Annotated in this window: 2 protein-coding genes; both read right to left on the bottom strand. The window is 73.7% G+C overall.

Annotated features, from left to right (window positions below):
* Position 1: 1 nt before the first annotated feature.
* Positions 2-9,475 (bottom strand): type I polyketide synthase, encoded by a 9,474-nt coding sequence (locus tag FFT09_RS23000; RefSeq protein ID WP_482822431.1) that lies wholly within the window; start codon positions 9,473-9,475, stop codon positions 2-4.
* Positions 9,472-14,412: a type I polyketide synthase gene (locus FFT09_RS19250; RefSeq protein WP_138383589.1), complete on the bottom strand. Its 4,941-nt coding sequence runs from the start codon at positions 14,410-14,412 to the stop codon at positions 9,472-9,474. The genes FFT09_RS23000 and FFT09_RS19250 overlap by 4 nt, the downstream gene beginning before the upstream one ends.
* Positions 14,413-14,448: the final 36 nt, after the last annotated feature.

Raw genomic sequence — 14,448 nt, 5'->3', positions numbered from 1 at the left:
ATCAGTCGCTTCCCGCCTGTCGTTCGGTTGTCTCCGCGCTCTCGTTCATGGCCATCCGCACCAGTTCGGCCGCGTCCATCGAGCGGATCGCGTCGACGTGGTTCTCGTCGCCGTCCCGCGCCTGCTGTGGCTGCTCGCCACCGTCATCAGCTCCGTGGCCGCCGGAGTCGTCGGTGCCGTCGCTCTCGTCGGTACCGAACAGCTCGTGCCGCAGGCGGTCGACCAGCTCCGTCGGCGAGGGCTCGTCGAAGATCACCGTGGCCTCCAGCCGCACGCCGGTGGCGGCGGTGAGGCGGTCCCGGAACTCGACGGCCATGACCGAGTCGAAGCCGAGTTCGCGGAAGGCTCTCGCCGGTTCGACCGCGGCGGCGTCCCGATGGCCGAGCACCACGGCGGCCTCCGTGCGCACCGCGTCGAGCAGGACCCGGTTGCGCTCGTTCTCGTCGGCCGCCGCGAGTTCCTCCCTGAGGTCTCTGGCCCCGCCGGGTTCCGCCGCGCCGGGGTCCGTGGCCGCGATCGCGGCGGCGGCCTCCGGGATGTCGCTCATGAGCGGCCGGGACCGCGCGATGGCGAACGTGGGCGCGAACCGCGCCCAGTCGACGTCCACGACGGTCACGCAGGTCTCTCCGTGTGCCACGGACTGTGCCAGCGCCGCGATGGCCGGGCCGGGCGGCATGGCGGGCAGGCCGCGCCGCCGGAGCAGTTCCTCCGCCGCGCCGTCGGCCATGCCACCGGCCGCCCAGCCGCCCCAGGCGATCGAGGTGGCGGGCAGCCCAGCGGCCCTGCGGCGCGTGGCGAGCGCGTCCAGGTACGCGTTGGCCGCCGCGTATCCGGCCTGCCCCGAACCGCCCCAGACACCGGCCGCCGAGGAGAACAGCACGAACGCCTCCGGCGGATCGTCGGTGAACAGCTCGTCGAGGTTGCGCGCGCCCGCCACCTTCGCCGCGATGATGTCGGCCAGCGAGTCGGCGTCACAGTCCAGCAGCGGGCGCCTGCCCGCGACACCGGCCGCGTGTACCACCGTGGTGATCCGCTCGCCGTCCCCGCGCAGACCGGCGACGAGTGTGCCGAGTGCCTCGGCGTCGGTGACGTCGCACGCGGCGACGGTGACCCGGGAACCGAGCGCGGTCAGCTCCTCGACCAGCTCGCCCGCACCGGGAGTGTCGGCACCGCGCCGGGCCAGCAGGACCAGGTGTTCGGTGCCGCCGGCCGCGAGCGAGCGTGCCACCTCCGAACCGAGCCCGCCGACACCACCGGTCAGCAACGCCGTGCCGCCCGGCTCCCACGTGTCGGGCCCGGCCTCACCCGCGGGCGCGCGGACCAGCCTCCGCGCCAGCACCGCTCCTTCCCGCACGGCCACCTGGTCCTCCTCGCCCGCGAGCAGGTCGCACAGGCGCGCGATCGCCCGTCCGTCCGGCTCCGGCGGAAGGTCCACGAGGCCGCCCGCGAGTTCGGGGTGCTCCAGCGCGGCCGACATGCCGAGCCCCCACGCGAGCGCCTGTGCGGGGCGGACGGTGTCGGTGCCGGTGGCCGCGACGGCGCCCGTGGTCACCGACCACACCGGCACCGGTTCGCCGCGTCCGGCCAGTGCCCGCAGCAGCGCCACCGTGGCCGCGAGACCGGCGGGCACCACGGCCCGCGACTGCTCCGGTGTCTCGTCGCACGGCAGCAGCGACACGACTCCGGCGATCGAGGCGGGCAGACCGGTGAACGCGGCCGGGTCGCCGGGCTCGGCCACGACCCGCACCGGCTCCGCTCCCCTGGCCGCCAGCTCGTCGCGCAGCGCCGCGACGAGCTCGCCGGACACACCGCCCGAGGGGACGGCGAGCAGCCAGGTGCCGGGCAGCCTCTTGCCCTGCTCACCGGCCAGCGGGCGCCACGCGACCCGGTAGCGCCAGTCGTCCACCCGCGACAGGGCGGTGCGTTTCCGGCGCCACGCCGACAGTCGCGGCAGCACCTCGCGCAGCGGACGGTCGCCGTCCAGTCCGGCCACGACGGCCGAGAGGTCGCCGTTCTCGACGGCTTCCCAGAACGCCGCGTCAGCCGCACCACCTGCACCGTCCGTGCCGCCTGTGCCGTCCGTGCCCTCGGTGCCGTCACCGCGCGGGAGCCGCGCGGGGGTCGAGGGCCGCTCCGGCCAGTACACCTCGGGTTCGAAGGCGTAGCCGGGAAGCTCGACCCGAGCGGCTCCCGACCCGGCGAAGTAGGAAGGCCAGCCGACGGCCGTGCCGCGAACCCACACCTCGGCCACGGCCGCCACGAGCGTGGCCGGTTCGGCGGCGCTGCTCCGCAGCACGGGCACGAAGGCCGCGTCCCGGTCCGCGACGCAGTCGCTCGCGAGCGCGGTGAGCGCACCGTCCGGCCCGAGGCCGAGGAAGGTGGCGACGCCGTCGCCGCGCAGCGTGGCGATCGCGTCGGAGAACCGCACGGTGTGGCGTGCCTGGCCGACCCAGTACTCGGGGTCCGTCGCCTCGGCGGCCGAGACGAACCCACCGGTCACGGTCGACACGAGCGGGATCACCGGCGGCGCGAACGACAGGTCCTTCACCACCTCGCGGAACTCGGCGAGCATCGGGTCCAGCATCGGCGAATGGAAGGCACGGCCGACGCTCAGCCGCTTGCAGCGACGGCCCTCGGCGGCGAACGCCGTGGCGAGAGCACTCACCTCGTCCTCGGGACCCGAGAGCACCACGGCGCGCGGCCCGTTCACGGCGGCAAGCGCGACCTGCCCGGTCAGGAGCCGCGCCGCTTCCTCCTCGGTGGCCTCCACCGCCACCATCGCCCCGGCTGGCAGCGCGTCCATCAGCCGTCCTCGCGCCGCCACCAGCCGTGCCGCGTCGCGCAGGGACAGCACGCCCGCGACGTGCGCCGCGGCCAGCTCCCCGATGGAGTGGCCCGCGACCGCGCCCGGCGCCATGCCCCAGGACTCGAGCAACCGGAACAGCGCGACCTCGAGCGCGAACAGACCGGCCTGGGTGTAGTCGGTGCGGTGGAGCAGGTCGGTGCCATCCTCGCCGTTCTCGCCGCCCTCGCCGTTCTCGCCGAACACGACGGCGCGCACGGACCCGGGCAGCCACTCCGCCAGCTCCGCGCAGGCGAGGTCGAAGGCGTCGGCGAAGGCGTCGAACGTGTCGTGCAGCTCGCGGCCCATGCCGGGGCGCTGTGACCCCTGACCGGAGAACAGGAACGCGGTCCGCCCCGTGCCGGTGACGCCGCGCACCACCGACGGCGACGACAGGTCGGCGAACCGGCCGGGGTCGAGCACGACGGCGCGGTGCTCGAACGCCGTCCGGCCCGCGAGCGTCGCCGCGACGTCCACCGGGTCCTGCCCGCCGTCCGCGACCCGCGCGGCGAGCCGTTCGGCCTGCCGCGTGAGCGCGGCGGCCGTGCGCGCGGACAGCACCCACGGGCTCGGCCTGGTGAGGTCGTCCCGCCGTGGCCGCGAGTCGGCGGGCGGGGCCTCGATGACGACGTGGGCGTTGGTTCCGCTGATCCCGAACGAGGAGACGCCCGCCCTGCGCGGCGTGCCGTCGTCCGGCCAGTCGACCGGATCGGCCAGCAGGGAGACGGCACCGTCCGACCAGTCGATCTCCGAAGAGGGCACGTCGGCGTGCAGCGTCCTCGGCAGCGCTCCGTGCCGCAGCGCGAGCACCATCTTGAGCACTCCGGCGACTCCGGCGGCGGCCTGGGTGTGGCCGATGTTCGACTTCACCGAGCCGAGCCACAGCGGACGCTGTCGGTCCCTGCCGTACGTGGCCATCAGCGCCTGCGCCTCGATCGGGTCGCCGAGCGCCGTGCCCGTTCCGTGGGCCTCGACCGCGTCGATCTCGGACGGGGCGAGCCCCGCGTCCGCCAGCGCCTGCTTGATCACTCGCTGCTGGGAGGGGCCGTTCGGCGCGGTGAGACCGTTGGACGCGCCGTCGGAGTTCACCGCCGAGCCGCGCACGACGGCGAGCACGTCGTGCCCGTTTCGCCGCGCGTCGGACAGCCGTTCCAGCACCAGCACGCCGACACCCTCGGCCCAGCCCGCGCCGTCGGCGGAGTCGGAGAACGCCTTGCACCGGCCGTCGGCGGCCTGCACACCCTGCTGGCTGAAACCGACGAACACGCCCGGCGTCGACATCACGGTCACCCCGGCGGCGAGCGCCATCGTGCATTCGCCGTGGCGCAGGGCCCTGCCGGCGAGATGCAGCGCGACCAGCGACGACGAGCACGCGGTGTCGACGGTACACGCGGGCCCCTCGAAGCCGAAGGTGTACGACACCCGGCCCGAGAGCACGCTCGCGCCGCTGCCGGTGGCCACGTAACCCTGGAGGTTCGGCTCCGCGAACATCATCAGGTTGAGGTAGTCCTGCCCGTTGGTGCCGACGAACACGCCCGTGTCGCTGCCCCGGGCCGAGGACGGATCGATGCCCGCGTTCTCGAACGCCTCCCACGACGTTTCGAGCAGCAGCCGCTGCTGCGGGTCCATCGCCAGTGCCTCACGCGGGGAGATACCGAAGAACGCGGGGTCGAAGGCCCCGATGTCGTCGAGGAAGCCACCGCCCCGGACCTGCGCGTCGGGCGGGATCGTGGCGAAGACCGCGTCGAGGTCCCAGCCGCGGTCCGTGGGCAGCTCGGTGATCGCGTCGGTTCCCGTGGCGAGCAGGTCCCAGAACTGCTCGGGCGAACGCACGCCACCGGGGAAGCGGCAGCTCATGCCGACGATCGCGATCGGCTCGTCGGCGGCCTCCGAGGCCTTCGAGGCCTCGGAGACCTTCGAAGCCTCGGAGGCGGCGGGGGGCGCGGCGGCCGGGGTGGTGTCGGCGTCCCCGGTCAGTTCCGCGTGCAGGTGCTCGGCCAGCTCGCCGGGTGTGGGGTAGTCGAAGACGAGACTGGCCGGCAAGCGCAGCCCGGTCCGCGCGCTGAGCACGTTGCGCAGTTCGACCGCGGTGAGCGAGTCGAAACCGAGGTCGCGGAAGGCGACGCCGTCCGCGACCTCGTCGGCGGAGGCGTGCCCCAGCACCGCGGCGGCGGTGCCCTTCACGAGGTCGAGCACCTGCCGGTGCCGCTCGGCCCGCGACATCCCCGCGAGGGCGTCGAACGAGTCCTGCGCCCCGGCCTCGCCGGGTGTGTCCGCCGCGAGCGCCCGGATCTCGGGCAGGTCGGCGAGGACGGCGTGGCGGCCGGCCAGCAGGAAACCGGACCCGGCCTTCGTCCAGTCCAGATCGGCCACGACGAGATCGGCGCGGTCGCGCTCGACGGCGTCGTGCATGGCCGCGACGGCGAGTTCGGGCGGCATCGCGCCCGTGCCGCCACGGCGAAGGCGGGCGTTGACCCGTGCCTCTCCGGCGAGGCTGTCGCCGTCCCAGAGGCCCCAGGCGATCGACGTCGCGGGCAGTCCCCGGGCCTTCCGGTGCGCCGCGACGGCGTCGAGCGCCGCGTTCGCCGCCGCGTAGTTGCCCTGTCCCGCGTTGCCGAGCGTGCCCGCGAAGGACGAGAACAGCACGAACGCCGACAGGTCCAGGTGCAGGGTCGCCTCGTGCAGCGCGAACGCCGCGTCGAGCTTCGGGCGGAACACGTGCGCGAGCTCGCCCGGCCCCATCGAGTCGAGCACACCGTCGGCCAGCACGCCCGCCGTGTGGACGACCGCGGTGAGGGGGTGCTGGGCAGGCACGGCGGCGACGACGTCGGCCAGCGCGGCGCGGTCGGCGGCGTCGCACGCGGCGACGGTGACGGTGACGCCTCGGCCGGTGAGGTCCCGCACGAGATCGTCGGCACCGTCGGCGTCTTTCCCGCTCCTGCTGAGGAGAACGAGGTGCTCGGCGCCGTTGTCGGCGAGCCACCGCGCGACGTGCGTGCCGAGTGCCCCGGTGCCGCCGGTCACCAGCACGGACCCGCTGGGCCGCCACTCGCGACGGGCAGCCGCGCCCGCACCGTGGACGAGCCTGCGGGTCAGCACGCCTGCGGGTCGCACGGCGAACTCGTCGTCGCCGGTGTCGCCCGCCACGAGCGCGCACGCACGGGACGCGGCGCGGCGGTCCGGCTCGGGCGGCAGGTCGATGAGGCCGCCCCAGCGTTCGGGGTGTTCGAGGGCGATCACCCTGCCCAGGCCCCACACGGCGGCCTGTGCGGGGGCGGGTACGTCCTCGGCGTCGCTGGTGGCGACGGCTCCCGCGGTCAGCGCCCACAGCGGCGCCTGGATCCCCGCGTCACCGAGCGCCTGCGTCAGTGCCAGTGTCGCGGCCAGGCCCGCCGGTACGGACGGGGCGTCCGGCATCGGCTGCTCGTCGAGCGCCAGCAGCGACACCACGCCCGCCGTCCCGGCGTGCTCCGCGAGCGCGGCGGCCAGACCGGCACGGTCGAGCCGCTCGGCGTCCACGACCAGCGTGGCCACACCGGGCAACGCGGCGACGACCGCGTCGACGACCGGGTGGTCGGTCTTCGCCGCCGGGATCACCGCCAGGTGGCGTCCCACCGGAACGGCCCTCGGCACGGCGATCGGCTTCCACTGGGCGTGGTAGCGCCAACCGTCCATCGTGGACTGCGTGTCGCGCCGGCGGCGCCACCGGGACAGGGCGGGGAGCACGGTGTCGAGCGCCGACTCGTCCCCACCGCGCAGTTCCAGCGTCTCGGCGAGCGCGGCCGTGTCCGAGCGCTCGACCGCGTTCCAGAACTCCGCGTCGGCACCCGGCCCGGGCGGCTCCGCGAAACCCCGCCCCTCGGGCCAGTACCGCCTGCGCTGGAAGGCGTAGGTGGGCAGGTGGACGCGGCGGCGGTCCGCGCCGGAGAACAACGCGGTCCAGTCGACGGGCAGGCCGTGGGTGTGCGCCTCCGCCAGTGAGGTGAGCAGGCGGGGGAGGTCGTCCTCGTCGCGACGCAGGGTGCCGAAGGCCGTGGTGCCGGGGTGTTCCTGGATGCTCATGGTCAGCACGGGGTGCGGGCTGACCTCGACGAAGACGGTGTGCCCATCGGCGATCGCGGCGCGGGCGGCGTCGTCGAAGAGCACGGTCGAGCGCAGGTTGTCGAACCAGTAGCGCGCGTCCATCCGCGCGGTGTCGAGCGATCGCCCGGTGAGCGTCGAGTACAGCGGTATGTCCGACGACTGCGGGGCCACCGGAGCCAGCGCGTCGAGCAGCTCGGTTTCCAGCTCGTCGACCTGGGCGGAGTGGGAGGCGTAGTCCACCGTGACCCGGCGTGCCCGCACCTCGTCGGCCTCGCAGACGGCCACCAGTTCATCCAGCGCGTCCTCGTCGCCGGAGACCACCACCGACGAGGGGCCGTTGACCGCCGCGACCGAGATCCGTCCCTCGAACGGCTCCAGCCGTGGCGCGACCCAGTCCACGCCCGCGACGATGGCCAGCATCCCGCCGCGCCCGGACAGCGCCCTCAGCGCCTTGCTGCGCAACGCCACCACACGCGCGCCCTCGCCAAGACCGAGCCCGCCCGCCACGCAGGCCGCGGCGATCTCGCCCTGCGAGTGCCCCACCACCGCCGAGGGCTTCACCCCGAAGGAGCGCCACACCGCAGCCAGCGACACCATCACCGCCCACAACAGCGGCTGCACCACATCGACCCTGGCGAGATCCGGTGCTCCCGGCGCCTGACGCAGCACGTCCGCAGGCGACCACTCCACCCACCGTCGCAGCTCGGCGGCGCACTCGTCGAAACGCGCCGCGAAGACCGGCGAGTGCTCCAGCAGGCCCGCGGCCATGCCAGCCCAGTGCGTGCCCTGGCCGGGGAACACGAACACCACGCTCGGCTCGCCCGCCGTGGCTCCCCGCACCACCGCCGGGTCGGGCCTGCCGTGGGCCACCGCCTCCAGCCCGGCTCGCAACGCGGCGAGGTCTGCGCCCACGACCACCGCGCGGTGTTCCATCGCCGCTCGCGAGGTCACCAACGACCAGGCCGTGTCGGCCACGTCGGCCATGTCGGCCATGTCGGAGTCGGGGCGGGCGGCGACGAACTCCAGCAACCGCCGCGCCTGTGCCCGCAGCCCCTCCTCGGTGGCCGCCGACAGGACCCACGGCACCGAGGGCGTTCCCACCGGCTCCGGCTCCGGCTCGGGTCGCGGGGGCGCCTGTTCCAGCACCACATGCGCGTTCGTTCCGCTGACCCCGAACGACGAGACCGCCGCCCGCCTCGGCGCCTCGCCCGCGTCCCACTCGCGCTTCTCGGTCAGCAACGACACCGCGCCCGACTCCCAGTCGACCTTGGTCGTCCGCTGCTCGGCGTGCAGGGTCTTCGGCAACGCGCCGTGCCGCATCGCCATCACCATCTTGATCACGCCTGCGACGCCGGCGGCCGCCTGCGTGTGACCGATGTTGGACTTGATGGACCCGAGCCACAGCGGCTCGTTCTCGGGCCGGTGCGCGCCGTAGGTCGCCAGCAGCGCCTGCGCCTCGATCGGGTCGCCGAGCACGGTGCCCGTTCCGTGTGCCTCCACCGCGTGAACCTGTTCGGGAGACAGTCCGGCATCGGCGAGCGCCTGCCAGATGACCCGTTGCTGGGACGGCCCGTTCGGGGCGGTCAGCCCGTTGGACGCACCGTCCTGGTTCACCGCCGAGCCGCGCAGGACGGCGAGCACGTCGTGCCCGTTGCGCCGGGCGTCGGAGAGCCGCTCGACCAGGAGCAGCCCGACGCCTTCGGCGAAACCGGTTCCGTCGGCGGTGTCGGCGAACGACTTGCACCGGCCGTCCGCGGCCAGCAGTCCCTGCTGCTGGCTGAACCCGGCGAACATGCCGGGTGTCGCCATCACGGTCACGCCGCCCGCGAGCGCCAGCGAGACCTCGCGCCGCCGGAGCGCCTCGGCCGCGAGATGCAGGGCGACCAGCGACGACGAGCACGCCGTGTCGACGGTCAGCGCCGGACCTTCGAGGCCGAAGGTGTAGGAGATCCGGCCGGAGACCACGGCCGCGGCGCTGCCGGTAGCGGAGTGGCCCTCGCCCCCGGCCTTGGATCCGAGCAGCACGGCGGGGTAGTCCTGCCCGTTGGTTCCGACGTACACGCCGGTCTTGCTGCCCCGCAGGGTGTCCGGGACGATCCCGGCGTCCTCGAACGCCTCCCATGCCGTTTCGAGCAGCACGCGCTGCTGCGGATCGGTGGCCAGCGCCTCGCGCGGTGAGATACCGAAGAAGCCCGCGTCGAAGTCGCCCGCGTCGTACAGGAACCCGCCCTCGGCCCGGTAGGTGCCGTCGCCGAGCTTCGAGCCGAAGATCTGGTCGAGGTCCCAGCCGCGATCGGTGGGAAACGCCGAGATCGCGTCGGTGCCGGTCTCCACCAGTTCCCACAGCTCCTCGGCGGAGCGCACCCCTCCTGGGAACCGGCACCCGATGCCGACCAGCGCGATCGGCTCGGCGTCCATGGCCTCCAGCTCACGCACCCGCCCCTGCGCCGCGTCGAGCTCGGCGCTGACCTTCTTCAGGAAGTAGCGGAGCTTGTCCTCGTTCGACATGTCGTAGGCCCTATCTCGTCGCGGGTCGGGTGTCGCGCTCAGGCGATACCGAACTTCTTGCCCAGCAGCTCGAACATCTCGTCGTCGGAGGCTGTTTCGAGCCGGTCGTCGACCGTCTCGGCGTCCTCCTGGCCGCCGGTGAGCGCCGCGAGCAGTGCCCGCATGCGGTTCACCACTCGCGTCCTGCTGGCATCGTCCGTGGCCGCCGACGCGAGCGCGGCCTCCAGCCGGTCCAGTTCGCGCAGTGCGGTGTCCGCGCCCGCCTCGCTGTCGCTGGTGAGCTGCTCACGCAGGAAGTCGGCGAGTCGTTCCGGCTGGGGGTAGTCGAAGGCCAGAGTCACCGGCAGCCGGAGGCCGGTCCGTGCGCTGACGCGGTTGCGCAGTTCCACGGCGGTGACCGAGTCGAGCCCCATCTCCTGGAACGCACGCTTGACCACCACCGCGTCGGCGCCGGTGAGCCCGAGCACCGCGGCCGCCTGCTCGCGCACCATGTCAAGCAACAGCGTGTGCTGTTCGGACTCGGAAAGGCCGGCGAGCTGCTGCACGAGCTCGGCGGACTCCCCCGAACTCGCGGCGGCTCCGAGCCCGTCGGCCGCGATCCGCTTGGCGTCCGGCAGGTCGGCGAGCAGCGGACTGCTGCGGGTCGCCGTGAACGCGACGTAGAACCGTTCCCAGTCGATGTCGGCGATCAGCACGGAGGCGTCGTCTCCCTCGATCGCCCTTCCGAGCGCGGCGGTGGCCAGCTCCGGTTCCATCAGGCGAAGGCCGTGCCGGTTCAGGGTCTGGCCGAACTGCCCTTCGGCGAGTCCGCCGCCGCCCCAGGCGCCCCACGCGACGGCGGTGGCGACCTGCCCGCGTGCGCGCCGGTAGAGCGCGAGCGCGTCGAGGTAGGCGTTGGCCGGGGCGTAGTTTCCCTGTCCTGGCGTGCCGACGATGCCGCCGAACGACGAGAACAACACGAACGCGTCGAGATCGAGGTCCTCGGTGAGCTCGTGCAGGTTCCAGGCGGCGGTGGCCTTGGCGTGCAGCGCGCGGCCGAGCTGCGCCGGTTCGAGGGAGTCGATCAGGCCGTCGTCGAGCGCGGCCGCCGTGTGCACGACCGCCGTCAACGGCCGGTCCTCGGGAATGTCGGCGAGCAGCGCGGCGAGCGCGGTCCTGTCCCCCGCGTCGCAGGACGCGATCGTCACCGTGGCACCGCAGTCGGTGAGTTCGCGACGGAGGTCGCCGGCTCCCGGCGCGTCCTCGCCACGCCTGCTGACGAGCAGCAGGTGCGGCGGGGTGTCCATCCGGGCGAGCCAGCGGGCGACCTGCCCACCGAGCGCACCGGTACCGCCGCTCACGAGGACCGTTCCGCGCGGGCGCCAGCTCTGCGGTGCCGGTGCCGCGCCGAGCGGGCGCCGTTCGAGCCTGCGGGCGAACACACCGCCCGCGCGGACGGCGAGCTGGTCCTCGTCGCCCGCACCGCTCAGCGCCTCGGCGAGCAGTGCGGCACCGCGCCGGTCGAGCGCGTCGGGCAGGTCGACGAGCCCGCCCCAGCGGTCCGGGTGTTCCAGTGCCGCCACGCGACCGAGGCCCCAGACCGTGGCCTGCGCCGGGGCGGTGAGCGGATCGGTGGCACCGACGCTGACGGCGCCACGGGTCGCGCACCACAGCGGCGCGGTCACGCCCGAGGTTCCAAGGGCCTGCACCAGGGCGACGGTGTCGGCGAAGCCCTGGGGTACGGCCGGTTCGTCCGGATTCGGAGTGCTGTCGAGGGCCAGCAGCGACAGGACCCCGGCGACGTCGTCCCCGCCGTCGCCGTCGGCCTTCGCTTCGGCGATCAGCCTGGCGGCGTGGCCCTGCCGGAGGTCGTCGCGGTCGAGGACGAGCGACACGACGCGCGCTCCCGCCGTGGAGAGCGCGTCGGCGCAGCCCCCGGTCAGGTCGTGGCCCGACCACGACTCGGGGATGACCAGCAGCCAGGTTCCCACCAGCGTCGCGCGAGCGGCGTCGACGACACGCCAGTCGACCTCGTACCGCCATTCATCCACAAGGGACTGCCGGTGCTCGCGGCTGCGCCATTCGGACAGCACCGGGAGCAGGGCCGTGAGCGAGGCCGTGGCGTCGCCGTCGGCGCCGAGCACACCGGCGAGGGCGTCGGCGTCACCGCTTTCCACGGCGGCCCAGAACTGGGCCTCGGCCCCGGACTCCGCGGGCACGGGGCCCAGTGGCAGTTCCGGGGTTTCGTCGCCGATCCAGTACCGCTGGTGCTGGAAGGCGTAGGTCGGCAGCTCCACCCGGCGCGCCCCCGGATACAGGGCCCGCCAATCGATCGCCACCCCATGCACGTGAGCCGCCGCCACCGCCGTCAGGAACCGGCGCGACTCCTGTTCGTCACGCCGCAACGTATCCAGCGCCACCACATCGGGAAACTCCTGCAACCCCATCGTCAGCACCGCATGGGGACTCACCTCCACGAACACCCGGTACCCGTCCCCCAGCACCGCACCCACCGCCTCGTCGAACCGCACCCGCTCCCGCACGTTCCGGAACCAGTACCCGGCGTCCATCTCCGCCGTGTCCAGCAATCCACCCGACACCGTCGAGTACACCGCGACCTCGGCCGACACCGACTTGATCGGCGCCAGGGCCTCGACGAGCTCGGCCTCAAGGCCATCGACCTGTGCGGAGTGGGAGGCGTAGTCCACCGCGACTTTCCGGGCGCGGACACCGTCGCTCTCGCACTCCGCGAGCAGCGCGTCCAGCGCCTCCGGCGTACCCGAGACCACCACCGATCCGGGCCCGTTGACCGCGGCGATCGACAACCCATCCCGCAGCCGGGCGGCCACCTCGGCCTCCGACGCCGCCACCGACACCATGCCCCCGGCACCGGCCAACCGCCGCAACGCCCGACTGCGCAACGCCACCACCCGCGCGCCGTCCTCCAACGACAAACCACCCGCCACCACAGCGGCGGCGATCTCACCCTGCGAGTGACCGATCACACCCGCAGGCTCCACACCCACCGCACGCCACAGCTCGGCCAACGACACCATCACCGCCCACAACGCCGGCTGCACCACATCAACCCGGGACAGCGACTCCTCGTCACCCAGCACCTCGAGCAGATCCCACTCCACAAACGGCGCCAACGCCGCACCACACCGGCCCATCCACTCCGCGAACACCTCAGACTCCGCCACCAACCCACGACCCATCCCCACCCACTGCGCACCCTGCCCCGGGAACACGAACACCGGAGCGGCACCGCCACTTTCGAACAGACCCGACACCACACCCGCGATCTCGTGGTCGTTCGCGACGGCGGCCAGGAGCTCGTCGAGCTGGGCCGCGTTCTCCGCCAGCGCGACGGCGCGGTGCCGGAACGCGGCCCGCGTCGTCGCCAGCGAACACGCCAGGTCCCGGAGGTCGACGTCGGAATTCTGTGCCGCGTCCTGTGCCACCCACGCGCGCAACCGGCCCGCCTGCGCGCGCAACGCCGGCGCGGACGCTCCGGAGACCGGCACCGGCACCACGGGGGCCGACAACGCCGGAACCCGGTCCCCGGCCTCGCTGTTCTCACCGTCCTCGCCGACCTCGCCACTTCCGCCCAGCTCGGCCTCGTCGGGCGCCTGTTCCAGCAGCACGTGCGCGTTCGTCCCGCTCACCCCGAACGACGACACCCCGCCACGACGCGGCGCGCCCGTCTCCGGCCACGGCGCGGGCTCGGTGACCAGCGACATCGCGCCCGCGTTCCAGTCGACGTACTCGGAGGGGTTCTCGACATGCAGCGTGGGCGGCAGGGTCGCGTGCCGCAGTGCCAGCACCAGCTTGATCAGCCCGGCCATTCCCGCCGCCGCCTGCGTGTGGCCGATGTTCGACTTCACCGAACCCAGCCACAGGGGCCGTTCCCGATTCTGCCCGTACGTCGCCTCCAGCGCCTGCGCCTCGATCGGATCGCCGAGCACCGTGCCGGTGCCGTGCGCCTCGATGAGATCGACCTGCGACGGCGAGAGCCGCGCGTTGGCCAGCGCGTCCGAGATCACCCGTTGCTGGGCGCGCCCGCTCGGCGCGGTCAGCCCGTTGGACGCACCGTCCTGGTTCACCGCCGATCCGCGCACGACCGCGAGGATGGGGTGCCCGTTGCGTCGCGCGTCGCTGAGCCGCTCGACGAGCACGACCCCGAGTCCCTCGCCCCAGCCGGTGCCGTCGGCGTCGGCCGAGAACGCCTTGCAGCGCCCGCTGCTGGACAGACCGCCCTGCCTGCTGAACTCGGTGAACGCGCCGGGGATCGCCATCAGCGTCGCGGCGCCGACGAGCGCCATGGAGCACTCGTTCTCCCGGAGCGACCGGCAGGCCATGTGCAGCGCGACCAGCGACGACGAGCACGCGGTGTCGAGGGTGATCGCGGGCCCGTTCAGGCCGAACGTGTACGCGATGCGCCCCGACGCGACACTCGGGGTGGTGCCGACGCCGACGTAGATCTCGGTGCCCTCCGGCGGGTTCGGTGCCGAGGCGTACCCCTGCGGCGACATCCCGACGAACACGCCGGTACGGCTGCCCTTCAGCGACGTCATGTCGATCCCGGCCCGCTCGACGGCCTCCCACGACGCTTCCAGCAGCAACCGCTGCTGCGGGTCCATCGCGAGTGCCTCGCGCGGCGAGATCCCGAAGAACTCCGGGTCGAACTGCGGGATGTCGTAGACGAACCCACCCTCCAGCGCGTACCCCCGTGCCGGGTCGCTCGCGCTGCGCGAGAACACGTTGCCGAAGTGCCACCCGCGATCCTCGGGAAACGGTGACAGAGCGTCCACCCCGGACAGCACCACGTCCCACAGCTGTTCGGGCGTGGTGACCCCGCCGGGGAAACGGCAGCTCATCGCGGTGATCGCGATCGGCTCCCGCGCGCGCTCCTCGGCCGCCCGCTGCCGGTCCCGCGTCTCTTGCAGTTCCGCGGTCGCCCGCTTGAGGTAGTAACGCAGCTTCTCGTCGTCGGCCATGGTGCCGCCCCTATTCCCGGTCGTGCTGGTCCGCTC

Source organism: Saccharomonospora piscinae (assembly GCF_005862235.1).
GTDB classification, from domain to species: domain Bacteria; phylum Actinomycetota; class Actinomycetes; order Mycobacteriales; family Pseudonocardiaceae; genus Saccharomonospora; species Saccharomonospora piscinae.
Note: the sequence above shows the minus strand (reverse complement) of the source record. Positions and strands in the feature narration are given on the sequence as shown.